Annotated in this window: 17 protein-coding genes and 1 pseudogene; 11 read left to right on the forward strand and 7 right to left on the reverse strand. The window is 57.2% G+C overall.

Annotation, left to right across the window (positions count from 1 at the left end):
* Positions 1-73 precede the first annotated feature (73 nt).
* The 5 genes from D5S08_RS15120 to D5S08_RS16580 all read left to right on the forward strand — a co-directional run bounded on the left by D5S08_RS15120 (position 74) and on the right by D5S08_RS16580 (position 6,433).
* Positions 74-1,210, forward strand: a complete 1,137-nt coding sequence (locus D5S08_RS15120) for an ABC transporter permease (RefSeq protein WP_121120034.1) — start codon at positions 74-76, stop codon at positions 1,208-1,210.
* Entirely contained in the window at positions 1,207-1,926 is a 720-nt protein-coding gene (locus tag D5S08_RS15125; protein WP_121120035.1) for an ABC transporter ATP-binding protein, read from the forward strand. Before D5S08_RS15120 ends, D5S08_RS15125 begins: the two co-directional genes overlap by 4 nt.
* Positions 1,926-2,954 (forward strand): HlyD family secretion protein, encoded by a 1,029-nt coding sequence (locus tag D5S08_RS15130; protein WP_121120036.1) that lies wholly within the window; start codon positions 1,926-1,928, stop codon positions 2,952-2,954. Before D5S08_RS15125 ends, D5S08_RS15130 begins: the two co-directional genes overlap by 1 nt.
* The gene (locus tag D5S08_RS15135) at positions 2,951-4,408 is read left to right on the forward strand and encodes an efflux transporter outer membrane subunit (RefSeq protein WP_121120037.1); all 1,458 of its coding nucleotides are present in this window, start codon (positions 2,951-2,953) and stop codon (positions 4,406-4,408) included. Before D5S08_RS15130 ends, D5S08_RS15135 begins: the two co-directional genes overlap by 4 nt.
* A 645-nt stretch (positions 4,409-5,053) precedes the next feature.
* Positions 5,054-6,433 carry a hypothetical protein gene (locus D5S08_RS16580; RefSeq protein ID WP_126665607.1) on the forward strand — a complete coding sequence of 460 codons (1,380 nt, stop codon included), beginning with the start codon at positions 5,054-5,056 and terminating at the stop codon, positions 6,431-6,433.
* Positions 6,434-6,677: 244 nt separating this feature from the next.
* Here the strand turns inward: D5S08_RS16580 and D5S08_RS15145 are convergent, their stop codons facing one another.
* The 4 genes from D5S08_RS15145 to D5S08_RS15160 all read right to left on the reverse strand — a co-directional run bounded on the left by D5S08_RS15145 (position 6,678) and on the right by D5S08_RS15160 (position 10,230).
* Positions 6,678-7,160 (reverse strand): CAP domain-containing protein, encoded by a 483-nt coding sequence (locus tag D5S08_RS15145; protein WP_162302007.1) that lies wholly within the window; start codon positions 7,158-7,160, stop codon positions 6,678-6,680.
* Between the two features lie 121 nt (positions 7,161-7,281).
* The gene (locus D5S08_RS15150) at positions 7,282-7,854 is read right to left on the reverse strand and encodes a L,D-transpeptidase family protein (RefSeq protein WP_121120040.1); all 573 of its coding nucleotides are present in this window, start codon (positions 7,852-7,854) and stop codon (positions 7,282-7,284) included.
* 110 nt (positions 7,855-7,964) lie between these two features.
* Complete coding sequence (locus D5S08_RS17385; RefSeq protein WP_121120041.1) at positions 7,965-8,588, reverse strand: PEPxxWA-CTERM sorting domain-containing protein; 624 nt, start codon at positions 8,586-8,588, stop codon at positions 7,965-7,967.
* A 442-nt stretch (positions 8,589-9,030) separates the two neighbouring features.
* Positions 9,031-10,230, reverse strand: coding sequence for a glycosyltransferase (locus D5S08_RS15160; RefSeq protein WP_162302008.1), 1,200 nt, complete (start codon positions 10,228-10,230; stop codon positions 9,031-9,033).
* Between the two features lie 668 nt (positions 10,231-10,898).
* Between D5S08_RS15160 and D5S08_RS17540 the strand changes: the two genes are divergently transcribed.
* A complete protein-coding gene (locus tag D5S08_RS17540; RefSeq protein ID WP_421757476.1) occupies positions 10,899-11,321 on the forward strand; it encodes a methyltransferase family protein in 423 nt (140 codons plus the stop codon).
* Positions 11,322-11,458: 137 nt separating this feature from the next.
* Here the strand turns inward: D5S08_RS17540 and D5S08_RS15170 are convergent.
* Positions 11,459-12,407, reverse strand: a pseudogene (locus D5S08_RS15170) (IS630 family transposase).
* A gap of 739 nt (positions 12,408-13,146) precedes the next feature.
* Here D5S08_RS15170 and xrtV point away from each other — a divergent pair.
* Together xrtV and epsI are read left to right on the forward strand one after the other, a co-directional pair.
* Positions 13,147-14,025, forward strand: coding sequence for an exosortase V (gene xrtV, locus D5S08_RS15175; protein WP_162302009.1), 879 nt, complete (start codon positions 13,147-13,149; stop codon positions 14,023-14,025).
* Between the two features lie 11 nt (positions 14,026-14,036).
* Complete coding sequence (gene epsI / locus D5S08_RS15180; protein WP_121120045.1) at positions 14,037-14,705, forward strand: exosortase-associated protein EpsI, V-type; 669 nt, start codon at positions 14,037-14,039, stop codon at positions 14,703-14,705.
* Positions 14,706-14,742: 37 nt separating this feature from the next.
* Here the strand turns inward: epsI and D5S08_RS15185 are convergent, their stop codons facing one another.
* Positions 14,743-14,994, reverse strand: a complete 252-nt coding sequence (locus D5S08_RS15185; protein WP_121120046.1) for an XrtV sorting system accessory protein — start codon at positions 14,992-14,994, stop codon at positions 14,743-14,745.
* A 55-nt stretch (positions 14,995-15,049) separates the two neighbouring features.
* On the opposite strand from D5S08_RS15185, the gene D5S08_RS15190 reads away from it, so the two are divergent.
* A complete protein-coding gene (locus tag D5S08_RS15190; protein ID WP_121120047.1) occupies positions 15,050-15,898 on the forward strand; it encodes a SurA N-terminal domain-containing protein in 849 nt (282 codons plus the stop codon).
* A gap of 1,208 nt (positions 15,899-17,106) precedes the next feature.
* Positions 17,107-17,841, forward strand: a complete 735-nt coding sequence (locus tag D5S08_RS15195; RefSeq protein WP_126665609.1) for an N-acyl amino acid synthase FeeM domain-containing protein — start codon at positions 17,107-17,109, stop codon at positions 17,839-17,841.
* Between the two features lie 51 nt (positions 17,842-17,892).
* Here D5S08_RS15195 and D5S08_RS15200 read toward each other — a convergent pair whose 3' ends face one another.
* Positions 17,893-18,471 carry an FxDxF family PEP-CTERM protein gene (locus tag D5S08_RS15200; RefSeq protein ID WP_126665610.1) on the reverse strand — a complete coding sequence of 193 codons (579 nt, stop codon included), beginning with the start codon at positions 18,469-18,471 and terminating at the stop codon, positions 17,893-17,895.
* Positions 18,472-18,892: 421 nt separating this feature from the next.
* Between D5S08_RS15200 and D5S08_RS15205 the strand changes: the two genes are divergently transcribed.
* On the forward strand, positions 18,893-19,203 hold a 311-nt coding region (locus D5S08_RS15205; RefSeq protein ID WP_148667368.1), incomplete at its 3' end, for a sugar phosphate nucleotidyltransferase.

Here is a 19,203-nt window from a genome sequence, read left to right on the forward strand (position 1 = left end):
CAGGCCGAACCCATCCTAGGTGATGACTGTTGGTTCCTCATCTCCAGTGTGCGACGGGGTTCTGAGCTAAAGAATGATCTGGATCGCTCTTCGAATGTTAACTGGCGATCGCCAGAAGTTCTATGGACTTGTTTTCGGCGTGGCGTTCTCAACTCTGCTCATCACGCAACAACTAACTATATTCGCCAACTTGTTGGAGCGCGGGGCGAGCGGCGTCTACAATGTGCCCGATGCGGACGTCTGGGTGATGGATCCGGCAACCCGCACGATTGAGGTGGCCTATCCGCTTCCCTCTACCGCCCTCGATCGAGTTCGATCGGTACCGGGTATCCTTTGGGCGGTTCCGCACTTGCGCGCGACGGCCTCTGTGCGCACAGGTGCGGGCAATTTAGAAGCAGTTGCGATTGTCGGCGTTGATGATTCAACTTTGGTGGGTTTACCGCCGCGTGTCGCGCCAGGGAAAGTCGCAGCCCTTACATCGCCCGGCAGCGTCATCATCGACGATGTGGGCGCTGGTCGTATGTTCGGAGTCGGCAATCCGGTGATCGGGCAACGATTTGAGTTGAATGATCAACGCGCAGTTATACGTGGTGTGACGGACTCGTTTCCGAATTTCACGAACCAGGTTACCCTCTACACTCGTTACAGCGAGGCGTTGAGCTACGTGCCCGGAACGCGTAATCGTCTTACTTTTATCCTCGTCAAGGGCGATGGTGCGATGACGGATCAGGAGCTAGCACATCGCATTGCTAAGATTTCGGGACTACGGGCGCGGAGCTCCGAGCAGTTTGCCGATGACGCTATCGAATACATTCTAGAAAATACTGGCATACCAATGAACTTTGGTATCACAGTTGGCTTGGGATTCATAATTGGTGTAGCTATAGTAGGTCTGACATTTAGTCTTTTCATCCGCGACAGTATCAAACAGTTTGGCGCATTAAAGGCGATGGGCGTCAGTAATAAGGCGATACGCAGGATGGTGACCGCGCAGGCAAGCATGATTGGATTGATCGGCTACAGCTTGGGTCTGGTGGGTACGGCGCTGTTTGTCTGGGGTTTCTCCAACTCTGCGACCTTCAAAGGCTTTTACATCCCCTGGCAAGTGCCGCTCATCAGCTTCTCTGCCGTCGCGCTGATACTGGCGGCAACGTCGCGGATTGCGCTCAATCGCTTGATGACAACCGAACCAGCCGCAGTGTTCAGATGACACCTGTGACGCGCCAATCCGCGGCTATATCCGCCCGCGGCGTGACCCGCGCTTTTCGTTCAGGATCGCAGGTCGTAGACGTGTTGCATGGCGTAGATTTGGATATACGAGCTGGAGAGCTGACCTACCTCATAGGCGAGAGCGGGTCGGGAAAGACAACGCTCGTATCCATTCTCTGTGGGATATTGTGGCCGACGGCTGGGGATGTACGGGTGTTTGGGACCGATATCTACACCTTGTCCGATCGTGAGCTTACAGACTTCCGGCTGAGAAACATCGGGTTTATTTTCCAGCAGTATAATCTGCTCTCATCTATCGACGCTGCAAGCAACGCGGCCGTCCCACTAATCGCTCAAGGCATGAGGGTGGTTGAGGCGCGTGATCAAGCCCTGGCGATGCTCGAAAAGCTCAATATCGCGGATCAGGCTGAAAAACTTCCGAGCCAGCTTTCGGGCGGTCAGCAGCAGCGGGTCGCTATCGCGCGAGCGCTAGTGCACGCGCCGAAGTTGATAGTATGCGATGAGCCAACTGCGGCACTCGACGCGACATCGGGACGGCGAGTGATGAACCTTCTACGTGAGGTCGCGATCCAGAGGGATCGCGCCTGCATTATCGTGACACATGATAATCGAGTGTTCGACCTTGCAGATCGCATCGTTGAGCTTGAGGATGGACGCATAATTGATCAAGGCAGGCAGCTGTCGGAGACGGACTGATGGCACTGAAGGATCTCAGCTTCACTCGCGGTATTCTTCCCGCCGCGGCCCTGCTCGGACTGGTCGGAGCGATGATCTTCGTCTCTCGAGGTCTACCAGACCATGATTCTGATCTGCCAGAAGAGCCGGAGCGTGGTGTTACAGTAGACCGCGGTCCGTTTCGTGTGGCCGGCACCGGTGTTGTAGAGCCGTCCAGTGAAAGCATTGCGGTTGGTGCTGCGCTGGCTGGCCTTGTCGCGGAAGTGTTCGTGACTCCAGGAGACCATGTCAGCCGAGGTCAACCTTTGTTCACCGTCGACACACGCGCTCTTCGTTCTCGTCTTAAGGAAAGCCAGGCTGCCGAGCAAGAAGCGCTGACTGCCATTGCTGAGGCACGCGCCAATGTCGAGGATGCACGCGCTGGGGAACGGATCGCAAGAAGGCAGTTGGAGTTGTATCAAGCTGTCGACGAAGCAGCAGCCGTGAGCCGAGCGGAGGTTATCCGTGCAGAGGGAGATGTAAGCGCCGCGGAGGGTAAGCGTGATCTCGCGGAGGCACGCCTTGCGGCGACACAAAGCCGTTATGAAGCTGAGCAAGTCCGCGCCGAGAGCGCACGTGTAGAGCTTGATCGGGCAACGGCGCGGGCGCCAATCTCAGGCGAAATCCTGGCGGTCAACATACGTCCAGGAGAGTTCCTGTCCAATCAGGGCGCAGGCGGAGCAAAACCTTTTGTCGAGATGGGTGCTACTCACCCACTCCATGTTCGGATTGACGTAGACGAGGCGCAAGCGCCGCTTGTGGCCCTTGGGTCGCCTGCAACCGTCTCACCAAGGGGTGCTGAAGGAGCAAAGGTTACTGCTGTTTTCGTACGCGCCGAGCCGGTGATGGTGCCTAAGCGCTCGCTCACAAACAGCGCCAATGAACGTGTCGACGTGCGGGTGCTGCAACTGATCTACCGTCTCCCGCCAGCCAGCGGGTTGTTCCGCGTTGGTCAGCAGGTCGATGCGTACATGCCAGCAACTCAGCGGCGGCGGGTAAAGAACAAGTGAGGCGCGCGCTTCTTCTGACGTGTTGCTGGGCGCTTGCGGGGTGCGCGCAGAGCCCGGCCGCAATGATGACGACGCCTCGACCCGCTTTGCCGGGCGCGTTTGCGCTGATGGCTGACACGACCGCGACTGCCAATATCGATGGGTTGTTGCCGCTTGAAGATCCTGCTTACAAAGCTTTGGTCGAACAAACGCTTTCAAGCGCACCATCACTCTCGCGAGCGATGGCCAGGATTGAGCAGGCAAGAGCCCGGGTCGGGATGGCGGATGCGGAGCGCCGCCCTAATTTGGCTACAGAGACGACGATCGCGGGAAGTCGCCTTAACCCGGATCAGCTTGGATTGGATCTACCGCCTGACACCCGGATCGACGCCACTCGGGTCAGCTTTGGAGCCAGTTTGATCTTCAGCTGGGACTTAGACCTATTCGGTCGATTGCAGGCCCAGCAAACCGCGGCAGCTGCGAACTTAGATGCGGCCACAGCTGAAGCTGCGGCTGTTCGGAACTTACTTCTTGCCGAGATTGCATCGTCAGTGATCGATTGGCGGACCTTGGCTGCCCGTCAAACTGCACTCGAGAGCGACCTTGCGGCGGCCGAAGATCTGGTGAAACTGGCGTACTCCCGTGAGCGAGCTGGGATTTCACCAGAATTTGACCGAATACGAGCTGCGAGTGGAGTAGCTGCAAGCCGAAGCCGTATCGCGGCACTGGAAAACCAACGGACCTGGGTTGTCGGAAGACTCGTGAGCTTAACTGGTGCGTCAGCTCAAAGCATCCTTGCTATACTCCAGAGTCAATGGGTTAGAGGCTCGTCTATGCCCCCGCCAGCGGCTGTCCCCAGCGACCTGCTTATTCGGCGGCCCGATATTCAAGCGGCGGCTGCAAATCTCGCCGCGGCGGACGCAAATCTCGCCGCCGCGGCAGCGCAACGTTTTCCACGCTTGACCTTGTCGGCAGCGTTGGGCTTGCTTGCCTTCAGTCCGGACCGCCTGTTTTCCGACCAATCAGCTGTCGGCTTTGGCCGAGGAAGTTTGCTGGCACCCTTACTCGACTTCGGCCGCATTGAAGCCGAAATCGGATCTGCCGCGGCAGATAAGGTTGCAGCATTCGCCAACTACCGAGAAGTCGTATTCGGTGCCCTAGGCGATGCCGAAACTGCATACGGGCTCGTGGCTGCAACCGACCGTGAGCTAGCGGCCGCAATCGATGAGGCAGACACTTCTGGTCGAGCGGCACGTTTGGCTGAGATCCGCTACCGCGCCGGATTGTCTGATTTCTTGACGGTGTTGGAAGCTCGGCGAACATCTGACGCAAGTGGCGAGCGCGCTGCGGCTGCCGCCGGGCGGGCTCAACGTGCACGCGTACTACTATGGCGGATCTTGGGCGGTTCACCGCAACTTGAAGGCTATCCAGCTAGTTCAATCTTGGGCGAAGCGGAGGCGGTCGATGCAAATTAAGATTGGCACGCCTTGCGCCAGCTTGAACGGCTCCGGCGCGATCTCGGGCTCGCCGCGGACTAGCTCCGGACTTCGGCGTCAAGAGCGTAAGGCGGACAGGCCGCTTACCACCGACGACAGGTCTTACATGTCCGACATTGGCGAACGACATTCGCAGCCTGTTCTGCGGGAGATCGCCGGGCGTCGGCCGTAAGGAAGAAGTTAATCGCCAGATTGCGGCGCTCACTACCAAGCCTTAAAAATCATTGGGTTACTCAGAGATGCTGGGGCTAGTTTTGCTGGGAGCAGTTGAAACTTGGGCAGTCCTATGCGCCGCGACGATTAAAGAGACTGCTGCCGCTATTCGAAGTGTCTCGAGCCCTACAATCGGCATCGAGAACCAGGAGACCGAGGTAGGGCGGCGTGTTGTTGTATCAACGACAACGATACGGATATCAGACAAACTTCAGGCTACATTATTGTACTGCCGAGGGGCGCGAGCGGCTAGCCAGCAAGAGCGGCAGTTGTCCCGAGTTGAGGCAAGCGCGACTATTCGGCTTGCGTCGTGAGCAGTGACAATGCTAAGGACAGGCTTCCCTCGTTCAGAGAGTTTGTAGCATGTCAACTCGTTTGAACCACTCGGATCAGAGTGCCTGTTCCGTGATCATGTACGAACTGAACGAAGTTCCTTGGGCGATAGTGGACTGGTACACCGCTAATCGACCAAACTCGAATATCGCGAAGATCGTTGCTGCCTCTCGCAACTACACCACTGTTACGACAGATCAGGGTGAACTCCACCCTTGGGTCACCTGGCCGACGCTGCACCGCGGCGTGGACAACACGGTTCATAAGATTGAGTTTCTGAACCAAGATTTGACCAGTGCGTCGGCTTACCCGCCATTATGGGAGACTGCGGCTCAGGCTGGCAAGAACGTCGGAGTGTTCGGAAGCTTGCAGTCTTACCCGGTTCCTCGCGACCAGCAGTACGCTTTCTACGTTCCAGATACGTTTGCACCAGCAGCTGACGCACATCCGCCTGTGTACGAAGCCCTGCAGGAACTGAACTTGCGGCAGACAGCAAGTGACGGTGGCATAGTTTCGGCTGTCAAGATCGACGGGAGCGTCGCAAAGATCTTTCTGCGGTTGTTCAACGCCGGTCTTTCGGTAAAAACTGTCATGCGGCTTGCGAAGCAGATCGCTTTGGAGCGGCGCAATCCAGCTTACAAGACCCGGCGTGCAGTGCTGCAAGCACCTGTAGCTTTCGACGTCTTTCTGCATGCGTACAATCGCAGCCGGCCAGATCTCTGCACCTTCTTCACCAATCACGTGGCGGGAATGATGCACCGATATTGGAAGCATGCTTTATCAAGCGATGAGTCAGAGCAGCGCCGCGACCCAGTGCGGGCGAGTAATATCGCCTTCGCAATGGACGTAGCGGATGAGCAAATCGGAGTACTTCGGCGTCTGGCCGATAAAGCCGGAGCCAGTCTCGTTATTTCGTCGAGCATGGGCCAGGCTCCCATAGATCGACGCGGAGGAGACCAGCTGCGTATCACCGACATGAGCCGGTTTGTACAAGCTGTTGGTTTTCAGGGCACTTACACGTCCCACTTGGCGATGCATCCGGATTTCAACTTCAGTTTCGAAACGCCCGCTGATGCTGAGCAATTTGCCGCTGCGATAGCGCGGCTGCGGTTTTCTGACGGCCGACCGGTCGCTTATAAAAGCTTTGTCTGCGGCTCGACGGTCAACATCGGTGTCGCTCAACCTGGACCCTTGCAAGATCATGATTGGCTCACGATCGATCAAAGTGGGCGCCGAGTACCCTTTGCAGAAGCCGGACTCCTTCGGTTCGCGCGTGATGTCGGAACAGCCTACCATGTGCCTGAGGGCATCATGATTTGGTACAACAAGGGGCAGGTACCCGATCTGTCTCGACCAGTGGTTGATAGTTCAAAGGTGCGACCGATGATCCTCGGAGCGATCGGAGTTGAGGATCCGCGCATGCATGGCTTGGCGAGCGAGGAAATGATGGTCGCCTAAACTGCTCCTTGCAATTTGAAGGCATCGTGCCGCTGCAAGGCTGACGGCAATCATGTCTCGTCGCCGTGGCAATCGGTGGGCAACGTAGCCAAAGGCTCTGTAGCATAACCTGAGCCCTATTCGAGTTGGTGTCAGGACTTATTCAGCTAGTCAGGCCTCAATCTGCCTTGTCCCTCGTGGGTGGGTGCTGCTGCCAATTTGCGCTCAGAAAGCATCGACAATGCTGAACTTCGCACGTTTCGTATCAGAAAGGTCGATGGCCGCGGATGTTCCCAGGCTCGCTGTATCTACAGACTAAGATCTCCTCTTCTGCACCTCGACTTAAGGCACAACCTACAGCCTTTGTTCTTTGCCACATAACTTGCGTGTAGTGGCTTACGTCTTCAACAGACCCGGTTATGCTGTTGCGAGGAAAGGTTCCTGCGACGAAGTGAGCTTTCTCACGGATCCACAAGCCCACCATTGCCTCTGGAGTGAACCTGTCTGGCGTTCCCCCCCAGATGTTCTCGCCTTCAAACGGATAATCTCGACCTGTTGGTGAATGATGAAACTTGCCGTCAGCTGCGAGTTCGTCGGCCCATGCTTTGGCGTGCTGAGCTAGTCTTGCATCCCAGACCAGCGGCACGATACCTTGGATAGAACGCTCGTGATTATGGCTGGCGAGGAGGCGCTGCTCTAGATTGGTTGTACGCGGTTGCGCTGCGCCGAGTGCCAAACCAATCAGCAATATAGCTGTCGCTTTTGCAGCGCGACATGTCTGTGCAATCACTAACCTGTGTCCTGCCGTTCCTACGCCTACTAGGGCTGGTGCAGTGGACACTTGGTGCGCATTGAGGGTAAACGACCCGTTAGGTTTCCAGGAGCCTCGTAGAGACCTGCTCGCTTAGTACGCGCTCTGTTTTGACAATCGTGACCTTGTCGCCGATCGAACTATTGTCAAAGACCAGCTTGGCAAATCGTTCGGGCAAGCCGATGCACCCGTGCGTTGCTCGCCCGATACCCTGGGGGCTGGCGTGCAGCGCGACCCCGTCATCCGTTACGAACAATGCATAGGGCATTGGCGCGTCATAAGAGCGGGAATGGTAATCCCGATCCTTGCGCAGAATTGAAAACCGGCCGAGTGGCGTGGGATGTTCCCCAGCGCCGTATAAGATGACGGACGTGCCGATCTCATGACCCGCTCGGAAGATGGATATCAGCTGTCGTTCGAGATCTATCCAAATCAGAAGAGTGCCCGGGGCCACGCCAGTGTCATCCCATACATACTCGCCAGGTCCTAGCCGTTCGTGAAGCGCAAGCAGCGATTTGGCGCCTGATGGTACGAGCTGATGCTCGCTTGCTAGGCTGGCACTGTTGCCGCTCAGAACCAGCCGGCCAGTTGGGTTCGCTCGCGCTAACGTATGCGCGTGCTGGCTCCGCATGTTCAGCGCTGCACTACGAGATCCATCCTCATTATCGCAAGCGGTCAAAGGAGCAAGTAGTGCAAGGATGGCGAAGATACCGGACGCGGCTGTTGCGCATGATACCCTGCTCACGCGTGGGCCTCCGACCGCTTGTTCATTTTGCGACGGCGGAGAAGGCTTCCGCAGGCACCAAATCCTAGAAGCAACATTGCCCAAGTCGATGGCTCGGGGATAGGTGCGACAGGTGGCGGCGCGTCACCGCCAACACCTGAAGCAGGAGGAAGGAAGTAGAAGGGCGGATTGCCGCCATACTCCAGTGGGATTTGAAAACTCGTAGGACCAGAATATTGCTGGCCGTAGCCGAGCTGAGGCAGGTCGGGTGGGAACAGGATGGTTGTGGGCTGGCGCTCAGGTGCGTCGGGGAAACGAGGAGCGCTGGGCGGCTCATAGAACGTCTTTCCGAGCGCCCTCTGTCGCGGCGGCTTGGGTGAGGTCCCCACAGCCTTGGCCAGCGGATGCTTGTCATCGCGGACCTGCTTTGTGAAAATGAACGTGCCGGATCGTGGGCCCGGTGCCCGACCAAAAAGCTGCGCAAGCATATCCGCAGCATCAGCTAACACTCCGCCCTCATGAGCACGTTCGCTTGGAACAGCGCGACTCTCGTACAATAGAACAACAGAGCCTGAAATTATTGGCAAGCAAAAAGCCGCAGCGATGCTGGCGTGCCTCCGTTTCACCGAAAGTGCGTTCATGACGACCTTGGAGACAAGTCGAATAGACAAAACTCTATACTCATTTTGCGCCCGGCACTCAGAAGTGAATTCAGTCCTAAGGCCGGATCAAAAAAGGGGCAGTGCGCGAGTTCGTGCCGCGAGTTCGCGATCAGCGTTGGCTAAGTTGTTGTCCCGCCATACGAAAATGTCGAGCCTATGCTCGGCGCGGTACCAAATTGCGACGATCGACACGCTGTCCCGTAAGCGCACACCCAAGCGCATGAGCTTGGGTGTGCCAGGTGGCCGGTGAGTGAATGATATTGGTGGTGAGGAGAAGCGCTACTTTCGCGCTCGGCAATCGAGTAACTAGCGATCAGACCTCCGGCACCGTCGAAGGCAAGCGATCTGCTTCCTCGCATGAGAGCTCTTAACGGCTGTCATGCAAGCTGCAAGCCTACCGGGCTATGTTACCATCACCATCTTAGATCAGGTGATTTGCAGCGCTCGGCGCCGGTAAGGGCCGGCGCCTCGTCGCAGCCTTGCGCAAACGGGATTTCACATCTGGGTTGCTGAGACAAAGTGCGTATGCTGCATCCAGTTGCGAGAACATTGATGCGAAAGACCACGCGTCAACGGACGCATTCTCGGCTCCAGCCGTGTACTTAGCGAGGCGCTCAGGGTTACGGATCAAAGCCATCGTCTCGCGGACAACATCCTCAGCCTCAGTGGACTGTGCTACAATACCGTTCTTATCATGAGTAACGATCTCCTCGATCCCGGGAAATGGGCTGACAACCGCAGGCTTGCCGCCTGCCAAACTTTGAACAATGACGCGCGGCAAGCCTTCCCGCAGCGAGCACAATACGCTTACGTCGCTGAGTGCCACAAGGCATTGCGGATCGCTTCTGTGCCCTAGCAGCCGAACTCGATCACCAACATTCAGTCGATCTATTAACTGCTGCAGGTTACCCTCTTCTGGTCCACTGCCGGCGAACAGGACACGAATCCTGTCATCTGGGGAGCTCAGCTTAGCGAACTCCTGAATGAATTCAGCGTGACGCTTCCTCTTCTCCAAGGCGGCCATCATCAGAACGACAGAGGGCTTGTGTTGAGGGTGCGTTTCCCCAACCAATTGAGACCAATCTTCCGGCCACGATGCGCCCTTGAACTTTTCAACCTCCATGCCTGAACGTACCACACTATGAGGCACTGACTGGCCAACGGCTGCGCTTCTGTACGCAGCTTTTGTACCTTCACTGACATGGATGAAATGATCGGTGACAAAGGCGGCCATGTGCTCAACGGCCAAGTAAACAAGTTTCTCGCCAGAGGACACATTATCAAACGGGAGGATGTGAACGCCATGTATGCGTGCCGGGACACCGGCTAACTTCGCAGCGGCTCTGCCTAAGATACCAGCTTTGCTTGAATGCGTATGAATTACATCAGCCTTGAGGCGCTCAAAAAGCTGCGCCAGAACCCGGCAGGCCCTAATATCGTCAACCGGCGAAATATTCCAGACCATCTCGTCGACATGGTGCACTGTGACACCTGGATGTCGTCCCTTATAGGCGTCCACGGCCGACGAGCGGCCGCAGACAAGATGAACAACGTGGCCGGTGCTTGCCTGATGTACGCAACTCGCCCATGTGTTCTCTTCGCATCCGCCCGAACTGTTCATTCGCGTTTGGACGTGTACAATCGTGAGAGGGTTCAATGTAGTTTCCTTCGATAAGGCACACCGCTGTCGTCTGTACACGACAAACATCCGCAATATGACGGTCGGCCTCACACCGGGTCGGCAAACGCTATAAGCAGAGCAGTTTGCCCGGCAAGCTGGGCCTAGCTTGCGCCTCAGACTAGATCAAGGCTGCGGTCTGTCCCGTACCAGAGCGGGTGCGATCTGGCTTTTCGCTTGACGAGTGTAGCACATCTAAGCGGGAGCCACTGGCTTACTGAGGTTAGCGCAAAGCTCTCTCACGTCTTGAGAGAGCGCACATACGAGTGGTACAATCGCTGAGGAGCCGCTTCAGCGGCAAACGCATTCGAGCTAAAGGTTTAATGACCGGCTTGCATCGTATGCGCGATTTAACCCTTTGCGAAACAAATGTGAATTACAGCACTTGGGCAGGAAAGCGACAGCTTCGACAGAATAGCGAGCCTTTTGAGTTTGCCAAAGCGCGCGATAGCAAAAATTAGGGGAATGAAATGAGCTTTCTCGAAGTTGCGAAATATGGCGGACTCCTTCACCTATTCTGCATCGGAATATGGTTTGCTACCGCACAGTCACACTTTGACCGCTCCAGCAAAGCGCGTCCTCTCCTCCTTGCGGTTGTCTCGCTCTCAGCGATGCTGAGCATAGCAACCATATATCTTGTTGTTCAGACGGATGTACCAAGCACTCGGCTCATTGTGACAGTTGCGATAGCGACAGCGACTGCGCTCCTTTTCCGTTGGGCACTGAGCTCGATCGCTCAACGCAATCTGGGCCTCGCATTTAGTGGTATAGTGCCGGCGCAAGTGGTCCAGCACGGGCCCTATCGGTACGTGCGACACCCTCTTTATACTGCCTACTCGATCTTCTGGCTGGCATGCGCCTTCCTCACACAATCGTACCTTGTTGGCGGGTTGGCGCTTGCCGTTGTCCTCCTTTACGTCCTTGCTGCAAGAACCGAAGAGCGTGACATCATGCGATCGCCTCTCGCCCCAGCGTACAGCAGCTATCGTCAGCGCACTGGACTTCTGTTGCCTCGAATCACGCGCAAGAACTGATGTCTGCGATGGAGGATGGAGTTATCAGACCGGTGCTGTCACCCCACCTGCACCCCGCCATCAGTGCGCAAAGTTGAGGTCTGCAAGGGGCATCGTTTGCCCGCTGATTGTCAAAAAAGGCTTAGAGCGGTTTTCGTTCAGCTTGGACCATAACCGCAGGAAGCGAAGTAGTTGGCGCATTCGGCCGGTTGGAACAGATCGACCAGCTTGCCGGTCGGGCACCACGAGCCGGAGACGGTCCGCTCGGCCGCCTTTCGCAGCATGGATTTGATGCGGGCCAAGGCCTTCTCGATCGGGTTGAAGTCGAGGCTTTACGGCGGAAGCAACACCAGACTTGCGCCGGCTGCTTCGATCCGTTCCCGCACGGCCAAGCGCTTGTGGCTCGACAGATTTTCCATGACCACGACAACCCCGTGCCGGAGTTCAGGCACCAAGACCTGCGCGACGTAGGCTTCGAACCAGTCGCTGTTGATCAGTTCGTCGAGCACCATGGGCGCGACCATGCCGCTCATCCTGAGGCCCGCGACCGGCGTGGTCGTCTTGCGATTGTCATGTGGGTAGCTTATCCGCAGCCGCTCGCCCCTGGTGCAGCGGCCATGGCTGCGGGTCATGTTGGTTGCCGTCCACGTCTCGTCGATGAAGACCAGGCGCTCCGGATCGAGATCCAACTGTCTCTCGAACGAGGCATGGCGCTGCTTCAGGACATCGGGGCGGTCTTGCTCGACCGCGTGACCGGTCTGTTTTTGCGCGTGATGCCATGGCGCGCGAAGAACCGGTGCAGCGCGCGGCGTTCGGCACCGTCAGCCCCGCCCGGGCCAGTTCGACACGCAGTTCATCCAGCGTGATGTCCTTCGCCTCCGCCCAAATCGCCAGCACTCTGTCGCGATGCGCCTCGATCCGCCGCGAGCCCGTGTCGCCACCTTGCGGCTTGGGAGCATAACTGCCTGTCACACGACGTTGCGCATGCCACCGAACGGCTGTCGCCGGCACGACACCGAACCGTGCCGCCGCAGCCCGACAGCTGGCTCATTCATCCCCCGCAGCCAGAACCCGGCTGCGCAGATCCATCGACAAGGGCTGGCCCATCCATGCCGACCTCCTACCCGGCCAGCAGTTTGAATCAGATCATCACGCGCTTGGGATTCCCCGATGATTCAGATCGGGCGAAATCCGCCCTAGCTGACGCAGCTGGTACGGGCTCCTCTTCCAAATGGCACTGCGTCTCAAGGCACTACGAAGACCTAGTCGACAACTTGTACCGCGCTAGGACAGCCGGCAATGATCGTCGGTTTTAGGTGAGCTACGCAGATTCCAAGTGAGTGCACTGCATAGCCGTTCACCGAGTTGTCTGTCGCGCTTCCGTGCGATGTATGCTCAGTTTGCGCACCCCGCGGGCGGAGCCCTCAAGCGTTGCAAGCTTTCCGGCCTTACCAAACCATTTTGACTGATCCTGCAGGCCGCGGTGTGTCAGCCGCATGTCAGACGCAATAGGAGCCGGGATGACAGGTCACCCGTCGATGCGCCGAGCAGAACTCCGGTTTATGTGCGATACCGATGCACACTGTTCGCCGCCGTTTAGGGGCAGGCGCGGCTATATGCCGGTTCCCTCAATCACATGGTGAATCGAAGCTTCTCTCAGGCTCACCAACCGGCTCTCATTAGAATCGACTTGGTGAATTGCGGTACGCAGGCAGGGGCATCAACGCGGTTGGCCCGTATCGGCACTGCCAGGGTCCAACCGGCTTTTGCAGTGATCCCCAATCCCTTGTACAGACCGGGCAGGCTCGTACGAGTCTTTGATTTGAATGAGGGTAATGACAAGCTCATGGAGAACATCGCTGCCCCATCTCAGCACGGGGTCGAAGTAGCTTCGAACTTCCGGCTGACCAGCGTCATTGTGGCGCTTCTGGGGCTGCTCGCTATGGCGGTGCCAACCATGGTATCGATAGCGCAAGACCACTGGGCAACCGAGTACGGAGTTCACGGACCTATCATCCTTGCCACGGGCGCATGGTTGATTTGGCGCGAGCGGAAAATGATCTCGGCGGAGCGGCGCGAACTCACGAGCGCGCTCTGGGCGGTTCCTGTCCTGATATTCGGCCTTGTGTGGCTTTTTGCTCGCACCTTTGCCATCTTGAGTGTGGAAAGCTTGGCGCTCTATTTCGTCTTGCTAACCGCGACAATCGTATACCTTGGGCCACAGGTCGCCAGAAAGCTTTGGTTTCCGTTCTTGTATCTTGCGTTCCTCATAGTGCCACCTGGTTCCTTGATCGACGAATTGACACAGCCTTTGAAGATGTGGATCTCGGCAGCTGCGGTCGATCTACTTAGTATTGTAGGCTATCCAGTCGCAAACACAGGCGCGATAATTCAGGTGGGCCAGTATCAGCTTCTAGTAGCTGATGCGTGTGCCGGATTGATGTCGCTGCTCTCATTAACGGCGATCGGCTTGTTCTATAACTATCTAAATTCCGGAAACGACGCCAAGAGAGCTGCGGTTCTGCTGACTGCAATCATCCCGATGGCCGTGTTGGCCAATCTTATCCGAGTTGTCGCGCTTGTCTTGTTGACGTATCACGCTGGCAGTCAGGTGGCCCAAGGCTTTATGCACGACATGGCAGGGCTGTTCACCTTTTCAGTCGCTCTTGCCGGCATGTTCCTTGCGGATAGTGTCTATACTAAGCTGTTCGTGAAGGAGCGTTGAGCGTGGTTGGAATGAAAGTCGCTACGACCCGGCGCGATCTTCTGATTGGCGGTGTTGGTCTCCTATGTGCCGGCGGAAGTGTCGCAGTCGCGCAGAATACGACCGTTGATCCTCTGCCAGCGCACGCCTTGGAGGATGCCCTGCCCCAAACGCTTGGCAATTGGCGCGCAATGCCCGCTGCGGCGGTAGTGATGCCTCCGGAGGGATCCCTTACCGATCGGCTGTACAGCAACGTTATGGTTCGCGCATATCACGATGGCCAGAACGAGGTCACGTTGCTGCTCGCATACGGGGCGCTACAGAGCGGCGGTATGCAGATGCACCGTCCGGAGCTTTGCTATCCAGCTGCTGGATTTGCTATCGACAGCTCCCGTCGCGTCGACTTGCCACTCGGGAACGGCCGGACGATTGCTGCCAAGCTGCTTGATACCAGATCCAGTGTCCGGAAGGAGCAAGTCCTTTATTGGACGCGCATCGGCAGGGAGTTCCCCACCTCCCGTATCGATCAGCGCTGGACCGTTCTACGGGAGAACTTCGCTGGCCGGATACCCGATGGCATGCTGGTGCGAACTTCAGTAGTTGCAGAGAATGCACAGCAAGCATTGCCGATCTTGGATTCATTCGTCTCAGCTCTGACCCATTCGGTTAAGGCGCCTGCCCGAAAGTTGTTGTTTGGATAACAGCTTCTGCAGGTGCGGCCATTGCTTCTCTGTTCATTCACTTGCCGGAGCGGAACGTGAATGGTCGTAAAGCGTGGTAGATGTAGATAAGGGTCGCGACCAGTACGCCCACGGCTACGAAGTCAAGGCGCTCGTTACCAAGCCAATTGGCTAAAGCGCATCCAACACCGGCCAACAAGTACTGCCAAAGATGGTCCTTGGGCTTTTCAACATCGACGGATCGATGTAGAAAAAGCACCACCAAGAAGCCAAATACGCCGATCGTCAGCCAATCGTAAACTGTTTCCATGCCATTCGAACTCCGCGACCACCAAACCTGAGTATCGCAACTAGAAAGATGATTGATGACGCTTAACGCCTCTAAAGCCCCACTGGTGGGACTACTCCTTGTAACGCTAGCGGCTTGTAACAGCAAGCAGCCTGGCGAGGATGCAGTTGCCACGGTTAACGGCTACGAGATCACCGCGACGGAGCTTAACAACGAGCTTGCGGCGCGCGGCGGCCAGAATATTCAAGATCCGGCGCTTCGTCGGCAGGCGCTCGACGAACTGATCAATCGCAAGCTGCTCGTTGGCCTCGCCCAGGAACGGGAGCTCAACAAGACTCCCGGCTATATCTTGAATGAGCAACGTATGCGTGAGCTGTTGTTGGCTGACGCAGCGGTCGGATTTCTAGCGACCCTGAATCCGAAGCCTGACGCAAGGCAGATCGACGCGTCCGTTCAAGCAGCACGCGGCACGAGAACAATCTTTCAGGTTGAAGGTCTCCAGTTCGCCCCCATCGCGGACAAGGCTGTAATGACTGCTCTTGATCGCTCAGCCAGCATGACCCAAGTCGAACAGATCTTGGCTACCGCTAACGTAGTGACTAAGCCCGCAAGTCTGTCTTGGGACAGCGTGGCGATGCCAAGGGAATTAGTGCAACAACTCGAAGGCGTTCCCAACGGCAAGCCATTTGTTCTCTCCGGGCCGAACGCCGTCTTCGCCGGCGTTGTCACGGGCCAGCAGACGCAGCCGCTCAGTCCAGATCAGAGTCGCGCTCTTGCCGAGAGCGTTGCAGCTCAGGCGACAACGCAGACGACGCTCGCAAATTGGCTGAAGGAGGAGAAAGCCAAGGCTGAGATCGTGATTAGCAAAACCTTAAGTGACCCTACGAAGCAGCCGCAGGCTGCAGATCCGAATCCTGGTCAGTGAGGAATCAACCTGGTCCTATCCAACGTAGCGTGAGGTTGCGTTGGATGGGCAGGTAAGTGCCTGTCACAATCGGCCGCAGAATTCACCCCCCCCCCCTCCCCTTGCCTTCAAGTCACACTGCCGGACGGCGGTGGAGCAGAGGGTGGGTGTCAAGCAGGTCGGCACTGCTTACGAAATCGCCGGCGGCCGAATAGATGCACCCCGCGATGGCCTGCAATTGTGAAGGTCGAGATCGAATAGGTCTTGTTCGAGGCCCTGGAATCTAGACGATTGAGTGCCCAAGACTCCGAAGGCAAACCGTGGCGTGGAGACTAGTCGGCTGAATGCCCGTGAGGAGCGCTCGCTTTATGCTGACGGCGAGACAAAGCCGCTGACTGGCCGTATCACTTCGGATCCTCGCCCAAAGTGGTCGCTTGTCTTTCTGCCCTGACGTAGCAGCGACTGACCACATTGTTCGTGGTCAACTGATCGCTCCTGGGGGTGATTGGGGCATATACCTTCGGCGCTGCTAGGTAGCCGTTTGCGCTCTGCAAGTGGGCATAGCTCGATCCAATCTCCTCATGTGAGAGCTCGTTGGTGCATCCGTCCAGAGCGAGCCACTTCTTATCCACTGGAAGCAGATCGTCGGGTGCTCAAGCTCAGAAGCACACTCTACCGATATAGCTTTAGGTCAGAAATCTTGCTGATCTTCTACCTTCAAATCCACTTCATCACAAACCGCTCAGATCGGGCAACGCTTGCAGCCGGCGCTGTAGATCCACGCCTTTCATGGTGAACAAATCACGGCGACGTAGCCCCGCAACCGCACCTAATGCCATTTTGAAGCGGTCTTAACCGCGCACACTTATGAGTGATTGGGAGCGGTTAGTCTCCTGCAGAAGCCAGCTGACTCGCTTTTGAATTGATCAACGACTGAGCAGCGCCACGAAGGATTGGTGCTCTGCCAACGATGCCCAAAAAGGCGTCGGTTCATCGATTGTGTGCACCGGCGCAGCTAAGGCCTGATAGGTATGGTTAACCTGGTGTGGGATCGCCAGGGTCAAAATTGATCTGGAAACATCGAACTGCCTCAAGGCGTGCCTGCTGTCGTACGCTTCAAGCTGGCACTTTGTTCCATAATAGGGGGTCGTCCTATGCTGCTAGATTGCGCGGTTCCGCGTCTCGATCAGTCTTACCAGAACGGGTGTGCAGAAAGGGTTAACGAGCTGGTGCTTTTCCGGCGCAGTATGCCGGACTGCAACTTCATCATCCGCGTCGCGACGAGCGACGAGGATCTGGTCGCCGCCGAGCAGATCATTAATCGGCTGTATGGCTGGCGAGGATACGGGGCGCAGCACACGTTAACGAAGCACGAGAGCCGGACCACCTTTGTAGCCACGCACGGGGCCGACACTCTGGGTACATTGACGCTTAGCGTCGACTCGCCCGTCGGGTTGAGTGTTGATGCAAGTTTCCCGGAGGAGCTTGCTGAGCTGCGCAAGCGAGGAGCCAGCGTTTGCGAGCTGACTAAGTTTGCCTTTGATCCTTCTGCGCAATCGAAGCCGCTTCTGGCTATTCTGTTTCATACCATATTCACCTATGGCACGCATCACCATAGCTGCACGGACTTGCTCATCGAGGTGAACCCCCGCCATGTCCGGTTCTACGAGGCCGCGCTCGGTTTTCGGAAGCTGGGGGATTTAAAAACGAACACCGCCGTGAATGCCCCTTCGCAGTTGATGCAACTCCCAGTGTGCGAGATTGAGGACAACATCGAACGGTTTGCCGGCGAGAACCCAGGCTCGAGCCATTCCTTGTATCGGCACTTCCTTGGGCGGGAAGACGCGCGAACCTTGCAGGCGCGGATTGCGGCTGTTTATGATCCATCTTCCCGCTTTGGGCGTGATAGCGTCTTGCCCATGCGTGAGGTCCCTGCCCCCAGCATACATCTGCTCACGGCATAAAAAAAGGGCAGCGACTTTCGTCGCTGCCCTTCTGCATACGCTCAAGTCAGATTAGGCGTAGCGGACCTTCACGTTATCGTCACGACGACGACGAACGATCGAGCCGACAGCGCCGAAGCCAATCAGCATCATCGCCCAGCTGGCCGGCTCCGGGATCGGCCCGGGCGTGAACGCCAGCGTGCCGCCGTACGAACCTGCGCCGCGCGACAGACCCGACACGGAGAGTGTGTTCAGCGCGCCAAAGAACACCGGAATGTTCGCCAGACCACCCGACTCCAGACCACCGGAGTTCATGATCTCGACGGGAAACGTGGTCGTTCCATTGCTGAAGGTCACCGAGGTGAAGTCGAGATCCGTCGCGGAGCCAATCAGGCCCGAGAGGATGGTCGAAATCGACCCCGAGCCGAGCCCGACCTGGTCGATGCGGAAGATAAAGTTGTCAGTGAAGTTGCCGGAAGCGATACCGGTGCGGCCGTACGAAGCCGAGACGGGGCCGTCAGTGATATCGCCGTCGATCTCGAAGGAGTAACCGGCGGGCACAGGCCCACCGGCCACGATGTCAGCCGCCTGAACGGCAGGAGCGGCGATCATTGCGGCCGATGCGGCCAGGATGGTGGCTAAGGTTCTCACGTCAGACTCCCTATCTCGTTGGTTGGGGCACTCAATCTTGCACCGCACAATTAGGCGATCCCTTGGCGAGCACAACACAATTTTAACGATTGCATGTTCATGTCGCGCGGTTGTCTCCTGTTGGTACAGGACTTTGCGGCACCTTTCAGGCTGTGCCCGGAGGCAAGTACTTCTTTTGCCAAAGAAAACGGGTGAGACGCCAGTTGCAACCCTTCTCTTGTTGGGTGTAAGGAAATGGCATCTTACGGTGTGAAGGTGTGCATTCGGGACGGCTCAGGTGGCAATCCTCCGCGAATCAGCTGCCCAGCTCACCTGTCCCGAGGCCATTCGTCGGAGCGTGACGCGGCGCTACTATAGCCCGCAGCTCGCGTTCATCAGAGACACTTGCGGTGAAGACGACCCAACTATATTGCACCGCAACATGAGCGAACGCAAACCGATCCGCAAGGCCGTGTTCCCCGTCGCCGGGCTGGGCACGCGCTTTCTTCCCGCCACCAAGGCGGTTCCCAAGGAATTGCTGCCCATCGTCGATCGCCCGCTGATCCAGTACGCGGTGGACGAGGCGCGCGAAGCGGGGATCGAACAGATGATCTTCGTCACCGGCCGCGGCAAGACCGCGCTGGTCGAGAATTTCGACATCGCTTACGAGCTGGAAGCCACCATGGCGGCGCGAGGCAAGGACCTGTCCGTGCTGGAGCCGACGCGGTTCACCCCCGGCAACCTCATCACCGT

This window comes from Croceibacterium ferulae (assembly GCF_003660445.1).
Taxonomy (GTDB): Bacteria; Pseudomonadota; Alphaproteobacteria; order Sphingomonadales; family Sphingomonadaceae; genus Croceibacterium; species Croceibacterium ferulae.

Excerpts from the sequence above, each read along its gene's own strand:
- D5S08_RS17540 (WP_421757476.1), top strand. The coding sequence starts at position 10,899 with ATGCTGAGCATAGCAACCATATATCTTGTTGTTCAGACGGATGTACCA.
- epsI (WP_121120045.1), top strand. The coding sequence starts at position 14,037 with ATGAAAGTCGCTACGACCCGGCGCGATCTTCTGATTGGCGGTGTTGGT.
- D5S08_RS15185 (WP_121120046.1), bottom strand. The coding sequence starts at position 14,994 with ATGGAAACAGTTTACGATTGGCTGACGATCGGCGTATTTGGCTTCTTG.
- D5S08_RS15120 (WP_121120034.1), top strand. The coding sequence starts at position 74 with ATGATCTGGATCGCTCTTCGAATGTTAACTGGCGATCGCCAGAAGTTC.
- D5S08_RS16580 (WP_126665607.1), top strand. The coding sequence starts at position 5,054 with ATGTACGAACTGAACGAAGTTCCTTGGGCGATAGTGGACTGGTACACC.
- D5S08_RS15125 (WP_121120035.1), top strand. The coding sequence starts at position 1,207 with ATGACACCTGTGACGCGCCAATCCGCGGCTATATCCGCCCGCGGCGTG.
- xrtV (WP_162302009.1), top strand. The coding sequence starts at position 13,147 with ATGGAGAACATCGCTGCCCCATCTCAGCACGGGGTCGAAGTAGCTTCG.
- D5S08_RS15160 (WP_162302008.1), bottom strand. The coding sequence starts at position 10,230 with ATGAACAGTTCGGGCGGATGCGAAGAGAACACATGGGCGAGTTGCGTA.
- D5S08_RS15150 (WP_121120040.1), bottom strand. The coding sequence starts at position 7,854 with ATGCGGAGCCAGCACGCGCATACGTTAGCGCGAGCGAACCCAACTGGC.
- D5S08_RS15130 (WP_121120036.1), top strand. The coding sequence starts at position 1,926 with ATGGCACTGAAGGATCTCAGCTTCACTCGCGGTATTCTTCCCGCCGCG.
- D5S08_RS17385 (WP_121120041.1), bottom strand. The coding sequence starts at position 8,588 with ATGAACGCACTTTCGGTGAAACGGAGGCACGCCAGCATCGCTGCGGCT.
- D5S08_RS15190 (WP_121120047.1), top strand. The coding sequence starts at position 15,050 with ATGACGCTTAACGCCTCTAAAGCCCCACTGGTGGGACTACTCCTTGTA.